The organism is Pseudomonas sp. UTLPPB19802, assembly GCF_059730225.1.
In genome coordinates this window covers 6,733,428-6,754,692 of the sequence record NZ_AP048545.1, presented here as the reverse complement: position 1 = coordinate 6,754,692, position 21,265 = coordinate 6,733,428, and the positions used below count along the sequence as shown (strand labels likewise).

The 21,265-nt window shown below is 61.6% G+C and carries 13 protein-coding genes; 9 read left to right on the top strand and 4 right to left on the bottom strand.

Annotated elements, in window-relative coordinates; genetic code table 11:
* Positions 1-95: 95 nt before the first annotated feature.
* The 3 genes from AC6I6U_RS29710 to AC6I6U_RS29700 are packed head-to-tail and all read left to right on the top strand — an operon-like array spanning position 96 to position 7,412.
* Entirely contained in the window at positions 96-1,835 is a 1,740-nt protein-coding gene (locus AC6I6U_RS29710; RefSeq protein ID WP_497879518.1) for a type I secretion system permease/ATPase, read from the top strand.
* Positions 1,832-3,145 carry an HlyD family type I secretion periplasmic adaptor subunit gene (locus tag AC6I6U_RS29705; protein WP_497879517.1) on the top strand — a complete coding sequence of 438 codons (1,314 nt, stop codon included), beginning with the start codon at positions 1,832-1,834 and terminating at the stop codon, positions 3,143-3,145. The genes AC6I6U_RS29710 and AC6I6U_RS29705 overlap by 4 nt, the downstream gene beginning before the upstream one ends.
* A gap of 55 nt (positions 3,146-3,200) precedes the next feature.
* Positions 3,201-7,412, top strand: a complete 4,212-nt coding sequence (locus AC6I6U_RS29700; protein WP_497879516.1) for a beta strand repeat-containing protein — start codon at positions 3,201-3,203, stop codon at positions 7,410-7,412.
* 191 nt (positions 7,413-7,603) lie between these two features.
* Here AC6I6U_RS29700 and AC6I6U_RS29695 read toward each other — a convergent pair whose 3' ends face one another.
* Entirely contained in the window at positions 7,604-10,510 is a 2,907-nt protein-coding gene (locus AC6I6U_RS29695) for a ribonucleoside-diphosphate reductase subunit alpha (RefSeq protein ID WP_497879515.1), read from the bottom strand.
* A 737-nt stretch (positions 10,511-11,247) separates the two neighbouring features.
* Between AC6I6U_RS29695 and AC6I6U_RS29690 the strand changes: the two genes are divergently transcribed.
* Positions 11,248-11,970 carry a response regulator gene (locus AC6I6U_RS29690; protein ID WP_497879514.1) on the top strand — a complete coding sequence of 241 codons (723 nt, stop codon included), beginning with the start codon at positions 11,248-11,250 and terminating at the stop codon, positions 11,968-11,970.
* Positions 11,967-13,577, top strand: a complete 1,611-nt coding sequence (locus AC6I6U_RS29685; protein ID WP_497879513.1) for an ATP-binding protein — start codon at positions 11,967-11,969, stop codon at positions 13,575-13,577. The genes AC6I6U_RS29690 and AC6I6U_RS29685 overlap by 4 nt, the downstream gene beginning before the upstream one ends.
* 31 nt (positions 13,578-13,608) lie before the next feature.
* Here AC6I6U_RS29685 and AC6I6U_RS29680 read toward each other — a convergent pair whose 3' ends face one another.
* The gene (locus tag AC6I6U_RS29680; RefSeq protein WP_497879512.1) at positions 13,609-14,334 is read right to left on the bottom strand and encodes a 4'-phosphopantetheinyl transferase family protein; all 726 of its coding nucleotides are present in this window, start codon (positions 14,332-14,334) and stop codon (positions 13,609-13,611) included.
* Positions 14,335-14,546: 212 nt separating this feature from the next.
* Between AC6I6U_RS29680 and AC6I6U_RS29675 the strand changes: the two genes are divergently transcribed.
* Together AC6I6U_RS29675 and AC6I6U_RS29670 are read left to right on the top strand one after the other, a co-directional pair.
* The gene (locus tag AC6I6U_RS29675) at positions 14,547-15,224 is read left to right on the top strand and encodes a response regulator (protein ID WP_497879511.1); all 678 of its coding nucleotides are present in this window, start codon (positions 14,547-14,549) and stop codon (positions 15,222-15,224) included.
* Positions 15,221-16,567, top strand: coding sequence for an ATP-binding protein (locus AC6I6U_RS29670; RefSeq protein ID WP_497879510.1), 1,347 nt, complete (start codon positions 15,221-15,223; stop codon positions 16,565-16,567). Before AC6I6U_RS29675 ends, AC6I6U_RS29670 begins: the two co-directional genes overlap by 4 nt.
* On the opposite strand, the gene AC6I6U_RS29665 is transcribed toward AC6I6U_RS29670, so the two are convergent.
* On the bottom strand, positions 16,564-17,562 hold the full coding sequence (locus AC6I6U_RS29665) for an AraC family transcriptional regulator (RefSeq protein ID WP_497879509.1): 999 nt from the start codon (positions 17,560-17,562) through the stop codon (positions 16,564-16,566). The genes AC6I6U_RS29670 and AC6I6U_RS29665 overlap by 4 nt on opposite strands.
* A gap of 333 nt (positions 17,563-17,895) precedes the next feature.
* On the opposite strand from AC6I6U_RS29665, the gene AC6I6U_RS29660 reads away from it, so the two are divergent.
* Both AC6I6U_RS29660 and AC6I6U_RS29655 read left to right on the top strand, forming a co-directional pair.
* Positions 17,896-19,227 carry a dicarboxylate/amino acid:cation symporter gene (locus AC6I6U_RS29660; protein WP_497879508.1) on the top strand — a complete coding sequence of 444 codons (1,332 nt, stop codon included), beginning with the start codon at positions 17,896-17,898 and terminating at the stop codon, positions 19,225-19,227.
* Between the two features lie 153 nt (positions 19,228-19,380).
* On the top strand, positions 19,381-20,586 hold the full coding sequence (locus tag AC6I6U_RS29655) for a CaiB/BaiF CoA transferase family protein (RefSeq protein WP_497879507.1): 1,206 nt from the start codon (positions 19,381-19,383) through the stop codon (positions 20,584-20,586).
* A 55-nt stretch (positions 20,587-20,641) separates the two neighbouring features.
* On the opposite strand, the gene AC6I6U_RS29650 is transcribed toward AC6I6U_RS29655, so the two are convergent.
* The gene (locus AC6I6U_RS29650) at positions 20,642-21,136 is read right to left on the bottom strand and encodes a SprT family zinc-dependent metalloprotease (protein WP_497879506.1); all 495 of its coding nucleotides are present in this window, start codon (positions 21,134-21,136) and stop codon (positions 20,642-20,644) included.
* Between the last annotated feature and the right edge of the window lie 129 nt (positions 21,137-21,265).

Here is a 21,265-nt window from a genome sequence, read left to right as displayed (position 1 = left end):
ATGACGTCAATTTTTCGTTATACCCGCATCATCAGGACAGAGCCTTCGTTCTGACTGCATGGACGCTATGCAAGCTCACAGGGACGGAACACGAATTGAAGAGAAGTAACGCCCTCAATACGCCTGTCGTTTCGGCGTCGTTGCAAACCCTCCTGCGTAAAAGCCTGGTCGGTGCCGCCCTGTTTTCAGGGGTTATCAATATCCTGGCGCTGGTCGGTCCGTTGTTCATGCTGGAGGTCTACGACCGGGTCATTCCCAGCCAGAGCATCCCGACGTTGGTGGCCCTGGCATTGTTGGTCCTGGGGGTCTACGGGTTTTCCGGCTTGCTGGATATTGTCCGTTCCCGCCTGATGGTGCGGATCGCCTCCGCCTTTGACCTGGCACTGTCTCCCCGCGTGTTCAAGGTGATTGCAGGGGTGTCGCTGAAAACGGCGATTACCGGCGATGCCCTCAAGCCTGCCCATGAGCTGGACCAGATTCGCGGGTTCATCGGTGGCCCGGGACTGGTGACCTTTTTCGACCTGCCCTGGATGCCGGTGTACCTGGCCGTCTGCTTTTACATCCATCCCTTCTTCGGTCTGCTGACGAGCGGGTTGATTGTCGTGCTGGTGGCACTGACCTTCATCACTGACCGACAGTCACGTCAGCTGGCACAGGCCAGCGCCGAGGCGCAGAACAAACGCAATTACCTGGGGCAGCAGGCTCACCAGAATGCCGAGGCGTTGGCGGCGATGGGAATGGCGCAACGTGCCTCGTCGCTCTGGCAGGTGCATCACTCGACCTATACCACCCTGCAACGCCAGACCCTCGATATCGGCTCCTTCTTTGGTGGCATTTCCAAATCCCTGCGTCACCTGGTCCAGTCCGGCTCCCTGGCACTGGGTGCCTACCTTGTGATTCAGGGCGACCTGAGTGGCGGTACCATCGTGGCGGCCTCGATCATCGTGTCACGGACCCTGGCGCCGGCCGAGCAGGTGATTGCCACCTGGCGCAGCCTGCTTGGCGCCCATCTCGCCTGGAAGCGGTTGCTCGAAGTGTTTGCGCTGTTTCCCGATGAGCAGGGCAGAACCGAATTGCCGCAGGCACATCGCACACTTCAGGTCGACAACCTCTTTACCGCACCACCGGGCAGCCAGCGCCTGACCTTGCAGAATGTCCATTTCACGATGGCGGCGGGGAGTGCGCTCGGCGTTGTGGGGCCGAGTGCATCCGGTAAGTCGTCACTGGCCCGGGCCCTGGTCGGTGCCTGGCAGCCGGCTCGCGGTCAGGTCAAGCTGGACGGTGCGCCACTGGAGCTGTTGGGCGAACAGTCCCGAGGCAAGCTCATCGGCTACCTGCCGCAAAGCGTCGGGCTGTTCAGCGGCACCGTCGCCGAGAACATTGCACGGCTGGATCCTGATGCCGATGACCGCGCGATTGTGTCCGCCGCACAACTGGCGGGCGTGCATGAGTTGATCCTGCAATTGCCCGAGGGGTATCAGACCCAGGTGAGCGAGGGCGGGCTCAACCTTTCGGCCGGGCAACGGCAGCGTATAGCACTGGCCCGAGCCTTGTTCGGTGATCCGTTCCTGGTGGTGCTGGACGAACCCAACTCCAATCTCGACGCCGAAGGTGAGCAGGCTCTGTCGCGGGCGATCCTGTCGATCAAGGCCCGCGGGGGGATCGCGGTGGTGATCGCTCATCGCACCAGCATTCTTTCGGTCATCGACCAGGTGTTGATTCTCGAACATGGTGTCCAGGCGGCATTCGGCGCCAGGGATGTGGTCCTCAGGAAACCGCCCGTACAAGCACCTCGGCCGGCGCCAAGCGTCGTGGAAATGGGAGTGGCCCAATGACCGTTCATGATCAGGAAAACATCCTGGCCGGTTCGCTGAACCGACATCTGCGACTCGGCACTTTCAGCCTTTTGGTCCTCCTGGGGGGCGGGTTGTGCTGGGCGATCGGCACTGACTTGTCCGGTGCCGTGATCGCCACCGGTAGCGTGGCAGTGGAAAGCAATGTCAAGAAGATCCAGCACCCCACGGGCGGCATCGTCGCGGAACTGCTGGTCAGCGAGGGGCAACAGGTAACCGCGGGCGACGTGTTGATCAGGCTCGATGCGACGTTGCCGAAAGTTGGCGAGGCCATTGTGTCCAAGTCACTGAGCCAGGCCCTGGCGCGCCAGGCACGCCTGGAGGCCGAGCGCGATGGCGCGGCCGAACTGGTAACGCCAGCTTCGTTGATTACACGCCTGGGAGACGATGCCGCACAGGTGCTGATGAGCAGTGAACGGCGCTTGTTCGAGGACCGCCGCTCATCCCGCGAGGGGCAAAAGAAGCAGTTGCGTGAACGAATCCGGCAACTCAACGAAACGATTGCCGGCCATGATCTCCAGCAGAAGACCAAGACCGAAGAAATCGAGTTGATCGACAAGGAGTACCAGGCGGTCCGCAAGCTCTACGAGAAAGGGATGATGACGATCGATCGGGTCAACGCCCTGGCTCGCGGCATTGCCCGTTTGCGTGGCGAGCGCGGGCAGTTGATCGCGTCCATTGCCGAAGCCCGCGGCAAGATTGCCGAGACCGAGTTGCAGCGTCTGCAGATCGACCAGAGTTTCCGTAGCGAGGTGTCCCTGGAGCTGCGCGAGTTGGAAGCTCGACAAGGGGAATTGGTCGAGCGCGATATCGCGGCCAATGACCAGCTCAAGCGCATCGATATAACCGCCCCGGTTTCCGGGCGAGTCCAGCAATTGGCCGTGCACACCCTGGGTGGGGTGATTTCGCCGGCGGAAAACCTGATGCAGATCGTGCCCTTCGATGACGAGTTGTTGGTCGAGGCGCGAATCAGCGCCCAGGACATCGACCAGGTATCGCTGGGGCAGGATGCGGTGTTGCGGCTCAGCGCCTTCAATCGCAGCACGACGCCCGAGTTGAAGGGACAGGTGGTCCGGCTATCGGCGGACCTGGTCCAGGACGAGCGCACCGGCATGGGGTTCTATCGTGCCGGGATCAAAATACCGCACAGCGAATTGACGCAACTGCAAGGGCTGACCCTCGTACCCGGAATGCCGGTGGAATCGATGATCCAGACCGGCACACGCAGCGTCATTTCCTATCTGCTCAAACCTATCAGTGATCATGCCCAGCGCGCCTTCCGCGAAGGATGAAGAACGAACGAGTTCACCGTGGTACCCATGACTCAACAAGGAGCAAGGAAGAAAAATGGCAGTGATCAACGGAACATCAGGAGCGGATACGCTGGTAGGAACGACGGCTGCCGATGAGCTTTACGGCTTTGCCGGCAACGACTCGCTGGATGGCGGGGCGGGAAATGATCTGCTCGATGGCGGGGCTGGGGCGGATGTGCTCAATGGTGGGGCGGGAACCGATACCGCCTCTTATGCCAATTCGACGGCTGGGGTTACCGTCAACCTGGTTAGCGGGACGGGGGTTGGTGGTGATGCGCAGGGCGATACGCTGATTGGTATCGAGAGGGTGGTGGGGTCTGCGTTCAACGACACGCTGACCGCCCAGACCAACGGGCACAGCCTGGTGGGCGGTCAGGGCAACGATACCTACTTCGTTAACGGCACTGGCGTCTCGGTAGTTGAAGCCGCAGGTGAGGGGGACGATGAAATCAAGACCACGCTGAGCAGCCTGAGCTTGGCGGCGAACGTCGAACGGCTGACCTACACCGGTACCGGCAATTTCGTCGGTTACGGCAATGGCCTGGACAACATCATCACTGGCGGTGCCGGCAACGACACCCTGCTGGGCGGTGCCGGCGCCGACCAGTTCATCGGTGGCGCGGGGATCGATACCGTCAGCTACACCGATGGTAACAGCGTCACGATCAACACCAAGACCGGTATCCATACAGGCATCGCCGCAGGCGACACCTATGTGGGTATTGAAAATATCCAGGGCTCGAACACCAACGACATCTTTATCAGCGGCTCGGCTGCCGACCAGTTCGATGGTGCCTCGGGGACCGACACGATTGACTACTCCGGCTCTTCGGCAGGCGTGACCGTCAGCCTGGTCAACGGCAGCGTAGGTAGTGGTGGCGATGCCGAGGGTGACAAGCTGTCGAACTTCGAAAAGGTGATCGGTTCGGACTTCAACGACACGCTGACGGCACAGACATCCGGCCACACCTTGGCAGGTGGTGCAGGGGATGACGTCTACATCATCAACGGGACCAACGTGTTCGTCACCGAGCTGGCCGATGGCGGCGACGATGAGATGCGCACGGCAATGAGCAGCCTGAGCCTGGCGGCGAACGTCGAACGGCTGACCTACACCGGTACCGGCAATTTCGTCGGTTACGGCAATGGCCTGGACAACATCATCACTGGCGGTGCCGGCAACGACACCCTGCTGGGCGGTGCCGGCGCCGACCAGTTCATCGGTGGCGCGGGGATCGATACCGTCAGCTACACCGATGGTAACAGCGTCACGATCAACACCAAGACCGGTATCCATACAGGCATCGCCGCAGGCGACACCTATGTGGGTATTGAAAATATCCAGGGCTCGAACACCAACGACATCTTTATCAGCGGCTCGGCTGCCGACCAGTTCGATGGTGCCTCGGGGACCGACACGATTGACTACTCCGGCTCTTCGGCAGGCGTGACCGTCAGCCTGGTCAACGGCAGCGTAGGTAGTGGTGGCGATGCCGAGGGTGACAAGCTGTCGAACTTCGAAAAGGTGATCGGTTCGGACTTCAACGACACGCTGACGGCACAGACATCCGGCCACACCTTGGCAGGTGGTGCAGGGGATGACGTCTACATCATCAACGGGACCAACGTGTTCGTCACCGAGCTGGCCGATGGCGGCGACGATGAGATGCGCACGGCAATGAGCAGCCTGAGCCTGGCGGCGAACGTCGAACGGCTGACCTACACCGGCACCGGCAATTTTGTCGGCTACGGCAATGGCCTGGACAACATCATCACTGGCGGTGCCGGCAACGACACCCTGCTGGGCGGTGCCGGCGCCGACCAGTTCATCGGTGGCGCGGGGATCGATACCGTCAGCTACACCGATGGTAACAGCGTCACGATCAACACCAAGACCGGTATCCATACAGGCATCGCCGCAGGCGACACCTATGTGGGTATTGAAAATATCCAGGGCTCGAACACCAACGACATCTTTATCAGCGGCTCGGCTGCCGACCAGTTCGATGGTGCCTCGGGGACCGACACGATTGACTACTCCGGCTCTTCGGCAGGCGTGACCGTCAGCCTGGTCAACGGCAGCGTAGGTAGTGGTGGCGATGCCGAGGGTGACAAGCTGTCGAACTTCGAAAAGGTGATCGGTTCGGACTTCAACGACACGCTGACGGCACAGACATCCGGCCACACCTTGGCAGGTGGTGCAGGGGATGACGTCTACATCATCAACGGGACCAACGTGTTCGTCACCGAGCTGGCCGATGGCGGCGACGATGAGATGCGCACGGCAATGAGCAGCCTGAGCCTGGCGGCGAACGTCGAACGGCTGACCTACACCGGTACCGGCAATTTCGTCGGTTACGGCAATGGCCTGGACAACATCATCACTGGCGGTGCCGGCAACGACACCCTGCTGGGCGGTGCCGGCGCCGACCAGTTCATCGGTGGCGCGGGGATCGATACCGTCAGCTACACCGATGGTAACAGCGTCACGATCAACACCAAGACCGGTATCCATACAGGCATCGCCGCAGGCGACACCTATGTGGGTATTGAAAATATCCAGGGCTCGAACACCAACGACATCTTTATCAGCGGCTCGGCTGCCGACCAGTTCGATGGTGCCTCGGGGACCGACACGATTGACTACTCCGGCTCTTCGGCAGGCGTGACCGTCAGCCTGGTCAACGGCAGCGTAGGTAGTGGTGGCGATGCCGAGGGTGACAAGCTGTCGAACTTCGAAAAGGTGATCGGTTCGGACTTCAACGACACGCTGACGGCACAGACATCCGGCCACACCTTGGCAGGTGGTGCAGGGGATGACGTCTACATCATCAACGGGACCAACGTGTTCGTCACCGAGCTGGCCGATGGCGGCGACGATGAGATGCGCACGGCAATGAGCAGCCTGAGCCTGGCGGCGAACGTCGAACGGCTGACCTACACCGGCACCGGCAATTTTGTCGGCTACGGCAATGGCCTGGACAACATCATCACTGGCGGTGCCGGCAACGACACCCTGCTGGGCGGTGCCGGCGCCGACCAGTTCATCGGTGGCGCAGGTACCGACACGGTCAGTTACGGCGACAGCGCCGAAGGTGTGACCATCAACATGCAGACAGGTATCAATACCGGCATTGCGGCGGGCGATACCTACGACAGCATCGAGGTGATCCAGGGTTCCAGTTACTCCGACGTCTTTGTCGGCAGTTCCGGAGTGGACCGTTTTAACGGCGGCGCCGGTATGGACATGCTGAGCTTCGCCAGCGAGACCTCCGGCATCGTGCTCGACTTGAGTACTCCAGTGCTGACCGGTATCGCCGCAGGCGACACCTACACCTCCATCGAGATTTTCCAGGGTACTGATCATGCCGATACCTTTACCGGCAGCCTGGCCAATGCCGAAAGCTTCATTGGCGGAGTGGGTGCCGATACCTTCAACGGTATGGGACGAGGCGACGGTGCCTGGTACCTGACCAGCAGCGATGCGGTACAGATCGACCTGCAAAATGGCACGGCCACCGGGGGTGATGCCCAGGGCGATGTCCTCAACAACATCGATAACCTGATGGGGTCGGATTTCGATGACACGCTGACCGGCAATGCCTATTCCAACCGGCTGGAAGGCGGTGCCGGTAATGACATCATCTACGGCGGAGACGGCAACGACTTCATCTATGGTGGCACCAGTACCGATACTTCGGCCGTGAAACCGGCATCGGGGCTGAATGTTGCCCAGGCCGACATGCTCTACGGCGGTAATGGCAACGACACCATGGTCAGCAGCACCAATGACACCGGAAGCATCCTCTATGGCGAATCCGGGAACGACAACATCACGGTGTACTCCGGCACAGCCGTGGGTGGTGATGGCAGCGACACCCTGACAGGTCTCGGCTATGGCTATGAGCTTCATGGCGGCGATGGCTTCGACACGCTCAACCTGCACAACTCGGGGGATGCTTATGGTGGTGAAGGTGGCGATGCCTACATCGTCTACTCGAAAACCATGGTGGCCATCCTGGATACCGGTACCACGGGCGTCGATACGGTGACTTTGAAAAACATCCAGAGTGTCAGCGACGTGCAGGTCGTCAGGACGGACCTGGGGGCCTACATCTTCTCGGCGACCGACGTGAAGAACGGCAACCTGGACTCCGGTGTGTTCCTGAAGGACTGGTACAACGGCAGCAATACTATCGAGCTGTTCTACACCAACAATGGAGACTCGTTCACCATTCCAGCCTGATAGAGGGTAGGTAAAGCCCGGTGTAAGGGGCTTTGCCGATATGATGAAAACGGCACCCCGGCTTTTGAGTCGGGGTGCCGTTTTTTATGGTGCGGGAAAATTTTTCCAATAGGCAAAAGAAAACCCCCGCCAGATCCAGGACCTGGCGGGGGTTTATCAGGCGTGCGTCGCTAGACGCTCACCGGCTCAGCTTACTGGCAAGCTTCGCAATCCGGCTCGTCGATGGCGCATGCCTTCGGTACTGGAGCCGGGCCGGCTGGTGCTGCCGCGGCAGGAGCTGCCAGGACCGAATCGTCGCCGTGGTTGCCGCCGCTGGAAACAGCGTTCAGCTTGCCGGTGTTGATGGTCGATTTCTCGGTGCTGGTCGCAGCCAGGGCACGGAGGTAGTAGGTGGTCTTCAGGCCACGGTACCAGGCCATGCGATAGGTCACGTCCAGCTTCTTGCCCGAGGCGCCGGCGATGTACAGGTTCAGCGACTGAGCCTGGTCGATCCACTTCTGGCGACGGCTGGCAGCATCGACGATCCACTTGGTTTCCACTTCGAACGCGGTCGCATAGAGCTCCTTGAGCTCCTGCGGGATGCGCTCGATCTGCTGTACCGAACCGTCGTAGTACTTCAGGTCGTTGATCATGACCGAGTCCCACAGGCCGCGAGCTTTCAGGTCGCGAACCAGGTACGGGTTGATCACGGTGAATTCGCCCGACAGGTTCGATTTCACGTACAGGTTCTGGTAGGTCGGTTCGATCGACTGCGACACGCCGGTGATGTTGGCGATGGTCGCGGTCGGTGCGATGGCCATGATGTTCGAGTTACGAATGCCTTTCTGCACGCGGGCACGAACTGGCGCCCAGTCCAGGGTTTCGTTCAGGTCGACATCGATGTACTTCTGGCCACGGGCCTCGATCAGGATCTGTTGCGAATCCAGCGGCAGGATGCCCTTGGACCACAGCGAACCCTGGAACGTCTCGTAGGCGCCACGCTCGTCGGCCAGGTCGCAGGAAGCCTGGATCGCGTAGTAGCTGACCGCTTCCATCGACTGGTCGGCGAACTGCACGGCAGCATCGGAACCGTAAGGGATGTGCTGCAGGTACAGCGCATCCTGGAAGCCCATGATGCCGAGGCCAACCGGACGGTGCTTGAGGTTGGAGTTCTTCGCCTGTGGCACCGAGTAGTAGTTGATGTCGATGACGTTATCGAGCATGCGTACGGCGGTGTTTACGGTGCGCTGCAGCTTGGCGGTGTCCAACTGGCCGTTGACGATGTGGTTCGGCAGGTTGATCGAGCCCAGGTTGCAGACGGCGATTTCGTCCTTGTTGGTGTTCAGGGTGATCTCGGTGCACAGGTTCGAGCTGTGGACCACGCCCACGTGCTGCTGCGGGCTGCGCAGGTTGCACGGGTCCTTGAAGGTCAGCCATGGGTGGCCGGTCTCGAACAGCATCGAGAGCATCTTGCGCCACAGGTCCTTGGCCTGGACCACCTTGAACAGCTTGATCTTGTTGTACTCGGTCAGGGCTTCGTAGTACTCGTAGCGCTCTTCGAAGGCCTTGCCGGTCAGGTCGTGCAGGTCCGGCACTTCCGAAGGCGAGAACAGGGTCCACTTGCCGTCATCGAAGACACGCTTCATGAACAGGTCGGGGATCCAGTTGGCAGTGTTCATGTCGTGGGTACGACGACGATCGTCACCGGTGTTCTTGCGCAGCTCGATGAACTCTTCGATGTCCATGTGCCAGGTTTCCAGGTAAGCACAGACCGCGCCCTTGCGCTTGCCGCCCTGGTTGACCGCAACAGCGGTGTCGTTGACCACTTTCAGGAACGGTACGACGCCCTGGGACTTGCCATTGGTGCCCTTGATGTACGAACCCAACGCACGAACCGGCGTCCAGTCGTTGCCCAGGCCACCGGCGAATTTCGACAGCATGGCGTTGTCGTGGATCGCGCCGTAGATGCCCGACAGGTCGTCCGGCACGGTGGTCAGGTAGCAGCTCGACAGCTGTGGACGCAGGGTACCGGCGTTGAACAGGGTTGGCGTCGAAGCCATGTAGTCGAAGGACGACAGCAGGTTGTAGAACTCGATGGCGCGCTCTTCACGCTGCTTCTCTTCGATCGCCAGGCCCATGGCCACGCGCATGAAGAAGATCTGCGGCAGTTCGAAGCGGATACCGTCCTTGTGGATGAAGTAACGGTCGTACAGGGTCTGCAGGCCCAGGTAGGTGAACTGCTGGTCGCGCTCGTGGTTGATCGCCTTGCCCAGTTTCTCCAGGTCGAACTCGGCCAGTACCGGGTTCAGCAGCTCGAACTCGACGCCCTTGGCCACGTAGGCCGGCAGGGCCTTGGCGTACAGGTCGGCCATCTCGTGGTGGGTGGCGCTCTCGGCCACGTCGAGGAAGCCCAGGGCTTCGGCACGCAGGGTGTCCATCAGCAGGCGGGCGGTCACGAACGAGTAGTTCGGCTCGCGTTCCACCAGGGTACGGGCGGTCATCACCAGCGCGGTGTTGACGTCTTTCAGGGCCACACCGTCGTAGAGGTTCTTCAGGGTTTCGCGCTGGATCAGGTCGCCGTCGACTTCTTCCAGGCTTTCGCAGGCTTCGCTGACGATGGTGCTCAGGCGGCCCATGTCCAGGGGGGCGAAGCTGCCGTCGGCGCGGGTGATGCGGATCGATGGGTGAGCGTTGACCGGCTCGTCGGCTGGCGTGCGGGTGGCACGTTCCTTGGCGCGCGAGTCACGGTAGATCACGTAGTCGCGGGCGACTTTCTGCTCGCCGGCACGCATCAGGGCCAGTTCGACCTGGTCCTGGATTTCCTCGATGTGGATGGTGCCGCCCGAAGGCATGCGGCGCTTGAAGGTCGCGGTGACCTGTTCGGTCAGGCGCGCGACGGTGTCGTGAATGCGCGACGAGGCAGCGGCGGTGCCACCTTCAACTGCAAGGAACGCTTTGGTGATGGCGACGGTGATCTTGTCATCGGTGTAAGGAACGACAGTGCCGTTACGCTTGATCACACGCAGTTGGCCCGGTGCGGTAGCAGACAGATCCAGGTTCGAATCGGAAGCCTGCGGCACGGTGCCCTGCGGGTTCTCGCGAGTTGTGTCGGTTTGCATGGGTGTCTCCACGTTCTCTATGTTTGTTTGGGCACCATGAAGGTGCCCACCGTTCCGTCCTGAAGCACTACAACCGACGAATGTCGTCGGGCATAACCACTTCGGGACAGTAGGAAAGGGGGCTGTTGGCTCCGCTTCCTTGCCGAAGTTTCGCTGGCGGCGGGTCATGGACCCGCTACCGAATTCTGGGTGGGTGACAGTCTGCTACTGCAACACCCGTACCGTTTTCCCACGCAACAGGGGAAACGGCTGCCATCCGCAGGCGCGGTTTGGTCTTCTGGAAATCTGTTTAGTTCAACCCCTCGGGAGCAAGAAAAAAGCTTGAGTTTTTCGTCCGGAATGTGTTTGGGGTTTTGGGTGGAAAACCCTACATGTAGGGTTTTTTTTCCACGGGGGTACAAGATAATGCGTTTTTGGGGGGGATTGCAACGTACTACCTGTGGATAAGACTGTGCGTAATTTGTGTATGAAAGCCTGAATTCGCGCGTAGGCCGCAGCCGTACTGGATCGGACCGTTTGTCACTGTTTTTTACAGTCTGCGCGCACCCGAGGCGGATTTTTGCGGGCGCGAACCCTATCACAGAAAAGGCCGGTTACCGAGTGCGATTCCTGGCATGTGTGCTAATGCTGCACCGTTGCTACAATCGGCCGGTCACACGCTTCGATCATCCGCCCGAATCATTACAAAAAGACGAGCGGAGCCTTTCCCAACCGATCTTCGTTCGTAGAGGTAGCCCGTGGAGCAACAGGCCTGGCAGGTATTGATAGTCGAGGATGACGAGCGTCTGGCCGAACTGACCCGCGAGTACCTCGAGGGCAATGGCCTGCGGGTTTCCATCGAGGGCAACGGTGCCCTGGCGGTCGAGCGGATCGTGCGCGAGCAGCCGGATCTGGTGATCCTCGACCTGATGTTGCCCGGCGAAGATGGCCTGAGCATCTGCCGCAGGGTGCGCGAGGCATATGAGGGGGTCATCCTGATGCTCACCGCACGCACCGATGACCTCGACCAGATCCAGGGCCTGGACCTGGGCGCCGATGATTATGTCTGCAAGCCGGTACGCCCGCGCCTGTTGCTGGCGCGAATCCAGGCACTGCTGCGCCGCAGCGAGCCGCTGGAAAGCAGCGCCCAGCCGGTGCGCCGCCTGCAGTTCGGCGCGCTGGTGATCGATGAAGCGCTGCGTGAGGCCTGGCTGAACGAGGCCGGCATCGAACTGACCAGCGCCGAGTTCGACCTGCTCTGGCTGCTGGTGGCCAATGCCGGGCGAATTCTCTCCCGCGAGGAAATCTTCACTGCCCTGAGAGGCATCGGTTACGACGGCCAGGATCGCTCCATCGATGTGCGTATCTCGCGCATCCGCCCGAAGATCGGCGATGACCCCGAGCACCCGCGGTTGATCAAGACCATTCGCAGCAAGGGCTACCTGTTCGTGCCGGAAGCGGCGGCAGAACTGCTCGCGTGAACTCGATCTTCCTGCGTATCTATGGCGGCATGTGCGCCGCCCTGGTGCTGGTGGCGCTGCTCGGCGTGCTGGCGCTGCACCTGCTCAACGAGGTGCGGGGCGAGCAGTACCGCGAGCGGCTGGCCCATGGCACTTTTTCGCTGATGGCCGACAACCTGCAGCCGATGGCCGACATCGAGCGCCGCCGGGCGCTGGTGTTGTGGGAGCGGCTGCTGGGTATCCCGTTGTCACTGCAGTCGGTCAGCGCCGCCGGTCTCGACCTCGGGCAGCGTACCCGGGTCCTGCGCGGCCAGGCCCTGGTGGTGCAGAGTGGGCCCTATGCCGCGCGGGTCTATCGGCTGGTCAGCGAGCAGGAGCAACTGTTGCTGGCTGGCGATGTGCAGCAGATCAGCGAACAACTGGCGCGGGCAACCATCTACCTGCTGGCCGACGAACTGGTGCGCTACCCGCTGGCCGAGCAGCCGGCTCGGCTGGCCGCATTGAAGAAAGACAAGGGGTTCGGCTTCGACATGCGTCTGGTGGCCCTGGACCAGGCGGACATGGATGAAGATCAGCGCCGGCGTATTACCGAGGGTGATACGGTCATGGCCCTGGGCAAGGGCGGTGATTCGATTCGGGTTTTCGCCGGGATGGCGGGCACTCCCTGGGTTCTGGAAATCGGTCCGCTGTACCAGATGAGTCCCTATCCGCCGCAGTGGCTGGTGTTGATCGCGGTGTTGGGCCTGAGCCTGATCGGCCTGATCGTCTACCTGCTGGTCCGCCAGCTGGAGCGGCGCCTGCGTGGCCTGGCTTCAGCCGCTACGCGAATCGCCCAGGGCAGCCTGGAAACCCGTGTGCCGGCCGGTGGCGCAGACTCCATCGGGCGGCTGGCCGGTGCCTTCAACGATATGGCCGAGCACTTGCAGCGCTCCTTGATGATCCAGCGCGAACTGGTGCGGGCGGTGTCCCATGAGTTGCGTACACCGGTGGCGCGGTTGCGCTTCGGCCTGGAAATGGTCGGCGACGCGACCACCGAGCAGGCTCGCATCAAATATTTGGAAGGCATGGACAACGATATCCAGGACCTTGATCGCCTGGTGGATGAAATGCTCACCTATGCGCGGCTGGAGCAGGGCTCGCCGGCGCTTAACTTCCAGCGTATCGATCTCGACGCGCTGGTGAACCAGGTGATCGCCGAGCTGGCGCCACTGCGAGCCGAGGTGCGGGTATCGAGGGGAATCTGCCTGTCGGCGGCCGATTGTGATGACGCCTGGGTCGAGGCCGAGCCGCGTTACCTGCACCGTGCGCTGCAGAACCTGGTGAGCAACGCCATGCGCCATGCGCAATCGCAGGTCAGTATCAGTTACCAGGTCGGCCAGCTGCGTTGCCGGATCGATGTCGAGGACGACGGCCCCGGCGTGCCGGAGAGTGCCTGGGAGCGGATCTTCACGCCGTTCATGCGCCTGGACGACAGCCGCACACGGGCTTCGGGCGGACATGGACTGGGGTTGTCCATCGTGCGGCGGATCATTCACTGGCACGATGGCCGGGCGTTGATCGGCAAGAGCAAGAATCTGGGCGGGGCCTGTTTCAGCCTGAGTTGGCCGCGTAATCAGGAGAAAGCCTGAGGCTCCACCAAGCCCTTGGCTTCCTGAGGCCTCAGGCGGGAACGCTGACCAGGCTCAGCAGGTGTTCACCCTGCACGACATACTGCGCATCCAGTTCGACACCATGGCGCCATTCGCTGGACAGGTCGGTCAGCAGGCGCATCCGCACATGCCCCTGCGCATCCCATTCCAGCACTTCGGCGTGCTCGAAATAGAAGCGCTGCAACACCAGCGGGTAGAGCGCCTTGAACAGGCTTTCCTTGATCGAGAAGGTCAGGGTCACCGCCAGGGATATCTGTTCGGCGGGGCCGGCGGCCATGCGTTGCAACTCGGCCGGGGTGAGGATTTCGCCGGCCAGGCGTTCGGCCCGTTCGTGGGGCAGCAGGTTCTCCAGGTCCATCCCCAGGGCACGCCAGTGCTGTTTGTCGGCAACGATGGCGGCGGCCCGGCCGGTGCCGTGGGTGATAGAGCCGCAGGCATGGCCTGGCCAGATGGGCGCACGGTCTTCGCCGATGGCTGGCACACAATCGGTGCCGTCCAGCTTCAGCAGTGCGGCGCGGGCACAGAACCTGCCGGCGAGAAATTCGGCCTGGCGCTTGGCGACCGAGCGCTGGATGCTCGCCGGCGCTTCGATCCGGCTGCGCGGGAAATCATCCGGGGCCAATCGTGCCGGGTCGAAGTGGGTGCCCAGCAGCACGCTGTGGGGCATGGCCACCGGCAAGGGCCAATGTTCGTCGAGTGGAGTGCAGCAGGCGGGGAGGGCGTAGGGCTGGTTCATGCCGGACATTCTGCCGACTCGTATCGGGACTGAACAGTGGCGAATTCGATTCGGGCTGTGTTCAGGGGGAGTTCAGGGCCGCTTGGGTACTCTGTAGCGGTGATGATGCGCCGGGTCCGCAAGTGCTGGTTGGCGGTATCTTTTACGAAACACTTTGGCAGAACTGAGTTACCGTTAGTGGTGATGCGATGCCCGTATCGTTGGAGAGCGTTATGAAGTTGCTGGTGGTAGAGGATGAGGCGCTGTTGCGCCATCACTTGCAAACCCGGCTGAGCGACAGCGGCCATGTGGTCGAGGCGGTGGGTAATGCCGATGAGGCGCTGTACCAGACCGAACAGTTCAATCACGACCTGGCGGTGATCGACCTTGGCCTGCCCGGCATGGGCGGGCTGGACCTGATTCGCCAGTTGCGCAACCGTGGCAAGGTGTTCCCGATCCTGATCCTGACCGCCCGTGGCAACTGGCAGGACAAGGTCGAGGGGCTGGCCGCCGGTGCCGATGACTATGTGGTCAAGCCCTTCCAGTTCGAGGAACTGGAGGCGCGGATGAACGCGTTGTTGCGTCGTTCCAGTGGCTTTACCCAGTCGACGATCACTGCGGGCCCGTTGCTGCTCGATCTCAATCGCAAGCAGGCCTCGCTCGAAGAGCAGCCCCTGGCGCTGACGGCCTACGAATACCGGATCCTCGAATACCTGATGCGCCACCATCAGCAGGTAATCGCCAAGGACCGCCTGATGGAGCAGTTGTACCCGGACGACGACGAGCGTGATCCGAACGTGATCGAAGTACTGGTCGGTCGCCTGCGTCGCAAGCTGGAAGGCCCGGTCGGCTTCAAACCGATCGATACCGTGCGTGGCCTGGGCTACATGTTCAACGAGCGCTGCCGATGATTCGTTCGCTGCGGGTGCGGCTGATGCTGGCCGCGACGACCCTGGCGATCCTGTTCATGCTTGCGCTGCTGCCGGCGATGCAGGGGGCTTTCAGCCTGGCCCTGCAGGACGCCATCGAGCAGCGCCTGGCCTCGGATGTCACCACGCTGATTTCCGCAGCACGGGTCGACAACAAGAAACAGCTGCAGATGCCCAACCTGCTCCCCGACGAGCAGTTCAACCTGCCGGACAGCCGCCTGCTCGGCTACATCTATGACCGCGACGGTCGCCTGGTCTGGCGCTCGCGGGCGACCCAGGAAGAAAACATCAACTACAAGCCGCGTTATGACGGGCGTGGCAACGAGTTCGCGAAGATCCGCGAGGACAACGGTAACGAGTTCTTCGTCTATGACGTAGAGGTCAAGTTGCTGGGCGGCAAGAGCGCGGCCTATAGCTTCGTTGCCCTGCAGCCGATGCGTGAGTACAAGATGACCCTCGCCGGTCTGCGCGAGAAACTTTACCTGGGCTTCGGTGCCGCGTTGTCAGTGCTGCTGGCGTTGCTCTGGATCGGCCTGACCTGGGGCTTGCGGGCGTTGCGCCGGCTGAGCCAGGAGCTGGACCAGATTGAAAGCGGTGAACTGCAGAGCCTCAGTGAGGAACACCCGCGCGAGCTGCTGCGTTTGACCGGCTCGCTCAACCGCCTGCTGCGCAGTGAGCGCGAGCAGCGCAGCCGCTATCGCGACTCCCTGGATGACTTGGCCCACAGCCTGAAAACCCCGCTGGCGGTGTTGCAGGGCGTCAGCGAAGGCATGGCGCAGCGGCCTCAGGATCGTGACCAGGCGTGGATCCTGCAAAGCCAGATCGAACGCATGAACCAGCAGATCAGCTACCAGTTGCAGCGCGCCAGCCTGCGCAAGAGTGGCTTGGTGCGGCATCAGGTCGAGTTGCAGCCGGTGCTCGACAGCCTCTGCAGCACTCTGGACAAGGTCTATCGTGACAAGCGGGTGCGGGTCGCCATCGATGTGCCCGAGTTCAGCCACGTACCGATCGAGCAGGGCGCCCTGCTGGAACTGCTCGGCAACCTGCTGGAGAACGCCTACCGGCTATGCCTGAGCCAGGTGCGCATCAGCCTGCGTCGTGGCTTGCAGGGTATCGAGGTATATGTCGAGGATGATGGCCCGGGCGTACCGCCGGACCAGCGGGCGCGGATTCTCCAGCGCGGCGAGCGCCTGGATCGCCAACATCCGGGGCAGGGTATAGGGCTGGCGGTGGTCAAGGACATCATCGAAAGCTACGACGCCGAATTGACCTTGGGCGATTCGCCCCTGGGCGGCGCGTCGTTCCGTATCCATTTCCCGAGCTAGAGTTCCTGGGCGCGATAGGCGCCCGGGGTCAGCCCGGTCCATTTCTTGAACGCCCGGTGAAATGCCGAGGGTTCGGAGAAACCCAACTGTTCGGCGATCTGCTGCAATGACAGGTCGTTGCGGCCCAGATGATAGATGGCGATATCCCGCCGCAGCTGATCCTTGAGTTCCTGGAAACTGGTGCCTTCCTCGCGTAGATGCCGCCGCAACGTCTGGGCACTGATGTGCAGGTGCTGGGCCACGGCTTCCAGGTCTGGCCAGCGGCTGGCATCGCGGCTGAGCAGGCGGCGCAGTTGACTGCTCAGGCTGTCGCCGTCGTCGGGGCGGGCCAGCAGGTCGGCAGGCGCCCGCCGCAGGAACTGCTTGAGGGTCCGTTCGTCCTGCAACAGCGGCATTCCCAGGTAGCGGCTGCTGAACAGCAGGCTGCTGGTGGGCGCGGAAAACTCCAGCGGGCAGGGAAACAGCAGGTCGTACTCGCTGGCATGGGCGGGGCGCGGGTAATGGAAGGTGGCCTGCTCCAGACGAATACGCTGGCCGACCAGCCAACTGCCGAGACGATGCCAGATCACTAGCAGGCATTCGCAGAGGAAATGCTCCGGATCCCAGAGATTCGATGCGTCAAGGCTCAGGCGCACCTTGTCACCTTCGCGCTCGAGGCTCAGGCGTGGACCGTCGGGAAACAACCGATAGAACAGCAACCCGCGATTCAGGGCCTTTTCCAGGTTGCTGCAATGGATCAGCGCGTGGCACATCATCGCGAAGGTGCCGCGGTGGCTGCGGCTCTGGCCGAACCCCAGGTATTCGTCATCCAACTCTAGCCACAAGCCTTGCAGCAATTGGGTGAATTGCTCCGGCGCCAGGCGTGCCCTGGGCTCGCCCAGAAGCTCTGGCGCGATGCCCAGCCGTTGCAGCAGGCCGGCGTAGGCGTGCCCCCGGCGTCGGGCGCCATCCAGGGCGGCATTGGCAAAGTGGCTGGCGATGCTGCGTTCACGCATGGGGCGTTCCAGGTTCATTGAATGACGAATCTTAGTCAGGGTGCTGGATGCGGAACAAGGCGGATATCCGCCAAAATCCATGGCTGCCACGAGTGGAAGGGCGGAAATCCGCCATCTATTCTGTAGGTGCTGGCTGACAGAAAAACACTGAAGGCCTGATGGCTAAAGGCTTTTATCGAATTTTCCGAAAGTGGCACGCAGTTTGCGATAGGGGAGCAGTCTGCCCACGCAGTTCGACAAACAACAAATCCCTCCGGTGCAGGAGGGTTCGTGCTTCAGGTTGTGCATCTGTCAGATGGAGGACAGTTGCGTGATCTCTTGAGGAACTTTGCAATGACGACTCGTCAGCCACTCTACAAATCGCTGTATTTCCAGGTGATCGTAGCGATCGCTATCGGTATCCTGCTCGGCCATTTCTACCCACAGACCGGCGTGGCCCTCAAGCCACTGGGTGACGGCTTTATCAAGCTGATCAAAATGGTCATCGCTCCCATCATCTTCTGCACCGTGGTCAGCGGTATCGCTGGCATGCAAAGCATGAAATCGGTTGGCAAGACCGGTGGTTATGCACTTCTGTACTTCGAGATCGTTTCGACCATCGCGCTGCTGATCGGCCTGATCGTGGTCAATGTCATCCAGCCGGGCAACGGCATGCACATTGACGTCGCGACCCTGGACGCCAAGAAAGTCGCGGCCTACGTCACTGCCGGTGCTGACCAGAGCGTGGTCGGCTTCATCCTGAACGTGATCCCGAACACCATCGTCGGTGCCTTCGCCAACGGCGACATCCTGCAAGTGCTGATGTTCTCGGTGATCTTCGGTTTCGCCCTGCATCGCCTGGGCGACTACGGCAAGCCGCTGCTGGACCTGATCGATCGCTTCGCCCATGCGATGTTCAACATCATCAACATGATCATGAAGCTGGCGCCGCTGGGCGCGCTGGGCGCCATGGCCTTCACCATCGGTGCCTACGGTGTGGGCTCGCTGGTCCAGCTCGGCCAACTGATGATCTGCTTCTACATCACCTGCGTGCTGTTCGTGGTACTGGTATTGGGCGCCATCTGCCGTGCCCACGGTTTCAGCGTGCTGAAACTGGTTCGCTACATCCGTGAAGAGCTGCTGATCGTACTGGGTACTTCCTCCTCGGAATCGGCCCTGCCACGCATGCTGGTGAAGATGGAGCGCCTGGGCGCGAAGAAATCGGTCGTGGGCCTGGTGATTCCAACCGGCTACTCGTTCAACCTTGACGGTACCTCGATCTACCTGACCATGGCGGCCGTGTTCATCGCCCAGGCGACCGACACCCACATGGACATCACTCACCAGATCACCCTGCTGCTGGTGTTGCTGCTGTCTTCCAAGGGCGCTGCTGGCGTGACCGGCAGTGGTTTCATCGTACTGGCTGCCACCCTGTCTGCCGTCGGCCACCTGCCGGTTGCCGGCCTGGCACTGATCCTCGGTATCGACCGCTTCATGTCCGAAGCCCGTGCCCTGACCAACCTGGTGGGTAACGCGGTAGCGACCGTGGTCGTGGCCAAGTGGGTCAAGGAGCTGGACGAAGACAAGCTGCACGCGGAACTGGCTTCCGGCGGTCGCGGCATCGAAGACGAGCGTCCTCGTGATGACCTGGGCGTGGCCGAAGGCCAGGCTCCAAGCGTCAAGTAAACGTCTGCGCTGACTGAAAAAACCCATCTCCGGATGGGTTTTTTTATGCCTGTCGGTGAGCGTTTGCGTCACTGGCACCGAGCGTTGCGGTAATTGCCGCGGGGCAATGAGCTGCCTACTCTTTGAGGCATTGCGCTGATCAGGAAGGTGGCTATGCAAGAGTCTGGAAAGCAGCCGGCACAGGGCCCGCTGGCCTCGTTGAAGATCCTCGATTTCTCGACACTGCTGCCGGGGCCGTTCGCTTCGTTGCTGCTGGCGGACATGGGGGCCGAGGTCTTGCGTGTCGAGTCGCCCACTCGCCCGGACCTGTTACGTGTGCTGCCACCCCACGACCGGGGCGTTTCTGCCAGCCATGCCTATCTCAATCGCAACAAGCGCAGCCTGGCCCTGGACCTGAAGCAGGCCGAGGCGGTGGCGATCATTCATCAACTGGTGGGTGAGTACGACATCCTGCTGGAGCAGTTCCGCCCTGGGGTGATGGATCGCCTTGGCCTCGGTTATGACACCCTCAAGCGCATCAACCCACGGCTGATCTATGTGGCGATCACCGGCTATGGCCAGACCGGGCCCTACCGTGATCGTGCCGGGCATGACATCAATTACCTGGCGTTGTCGGGGCTGGCCAGTTACACCGGGCGCGCGCAGGACGGGCCGCTGCCGCTGTCGATGCAGGTCGCGGACGTGGCGGGAGGCTCGTTGCATGGGGTGGTCGGCCTGCTGGCTGCGGTGATCTCCCGGCAGCAGACAGGGCAGGGGCAATACGTCGATGTCAGCATGACCGATTGCGCGTTCAGCCTGAATGCCATGGCCGGCGCCGGATTCCTGGCTTGTGGCGTGGAACCGGGGCGGGAGGGGCAGGTGCTCAATGGCGGCAGTTTCTATGACTATTACCGCAGCCGTGACGGCCGCTGGTTTTCGGTGGGCAGCCTGGAGCCGAACTTCATGGGCGCGTTGTGTGGCGCGCTGGCGCGTCCGGAGTTGTCCCGTCATGGATTGTCGCCCGATCCTGCCCGGCAGCAGTGGCTCAAGCAACAGTTGCAGCTCGAGTTCGAGAAGCATGACTACGAGTTGCTGTGTGAGTTGTTTGCTGGTATCGATGCCTGCGTCGAGCCGGTGCTGGAACTGGCCGAGGCGGTCGAGCACCCGCAATTGGAGGCGCGCGGGCTAGTGGTGCAGGTGCCTTGTGGGGAGGGCGACAGCCAGGCGCAGATGGCTTGTCCGTTGAAGTTTTCCCAGGGGCTGCCGCAGCCGAGGCATATCGGTGCTGGAGTGGGGGAGCATGGGGATGAGGTGTTGCGTGAGTTGGGGTACAGCGAGGAGCGGATCGTGGGGCTGCGCAGGGGAGGGGTACTGGGCTGAGCCTTGTAGTGGCTTGCCCGCGAAGACATACCTGGGGCCACCACCAAAGGCGGGCCTACTCGACCCGCACCTCGCCGCTGAACACCAGTGTCTGCCGGCAGCGCCGGCACAGATAACGGCGCCCCTGGCCGACCAGCCGATGCCGCTGGGCGGAAAACGGGAAGTCGCTGTCGGCACACGGGCATCGGTAGATGTAGCGCGTCACGCTGCGTCGCTGCACTTCGTAGGTGTGGCAGCGGTTGGGCGGCAGTTCATAGACGCCGCGCATGATCAGTTGCCATTCCTCGCCATGGGGCTGGATACGGTCACCGAACAACTGGTGGGCAATCAGGTGGGCGACTTCATGGGGCACGGTCTGGCGCAGGAAGTCTTCGCTGTTCTCCCGGTACAACTGTGGATTGAAGCGCAGCAGGTTCTCGTGCAGGTGGGCGACACCGGCTTTCTGGCCGCGCAGCTTGAGGCTGATGGCCGGGCGTTTGAAAGGTCGTTTGAAAAAGGATTCGGCTTGCAGGAAACAGTCTTCGACGCGGGTGTTGAGTTGCTCGGGCATGCTGTACGTTTCTCCAGAGACGTCGAGTATGCCGCAAACCTCGCCGATTCCGAATCCGCCAGGCGCCGAATGGTCGTGCCGGAATAAAGAGGCCGCCTTGCGGCGGCCCGTGTCGGCAGATTTCTGGTT

Excerpts from the sequence above, each read along its gene's own strand:
- AC6I6U_RS29705 (WP_497879517.1), top strand. The coding sequence starts at position 1,832 with ATGACCGTTCATGATCAGGAAAACATCCTGGCCGGTTCGCTGAACCGA.
- AC6I6U_RS29700 (WP_497879516.1), top strand. The coding sequence starts at position 3,201 with ATGGCAGTGATCAACGGAACATCAGGAGCGGATACGCTGGTAGGAACG.
- AC6I6U_RS29695 (WP_497879515.1), bottom strand. The coding sequence starts at position 10,510 with ATGCAAACCGACACAACTCGCGAGAACCCGCAGGGCACCGTGCCGCAG.
- AC6I6U_RS29680 (WP_497879512.1), bottom strand. The coding sequence starts at position 14,334 with ATGAACCAGCCCTACGCCCTCCCCGCCTGCTGCACTCCACTCGACGAA.
- AC6I6U_RS29675 (WP_497879511.1), top strand. The coding sequence starts at position 14,547 with ATGAAGTTGCTGGTGGTAGAGGATGAGGCGCTGTTGCGCCATCACTTG.
- AC6I6U_RS29670 (WP_497879510.1), top strand. The coding sequence starts at position 15,221 with ATGATTCGTTCGCTGCGGGTGCGGCTGATGCTGGCCGCGACGACCCTG.
- AC6I6U_RS29665 (WP_497879509.1), bottom strand. The coding sequence starts at position 17,562 with ATGCGTGAACGCAGCATCGCCAGCCACTTTGCCAATGCCGCCCTGGAT.
- AC6I6U_RS29660 (WP_497879508.1), top strand. The coding sequence starts at position 17,896 with ATGACGACTCGTCAGCCACTCTACAAATCGCTGTATTTCCAGGTGATC.
- AC6I6U_RS29655 (WP_497879507.1), top strand. The coding sequence starts at position 19,381 with ATGCAAGAGTCTGGAAAGCAGCCGGCACAGGGCCCGCTGGCCTCGTTG.
- AC6I6U_RS29650 (WP_497879506.1), bottom strand. The coding sequence starts at position 21,136 with ATGCCCGAGCAACTCAACACCCGCGTCGAAGACTGTTTCCTGCAAGCC.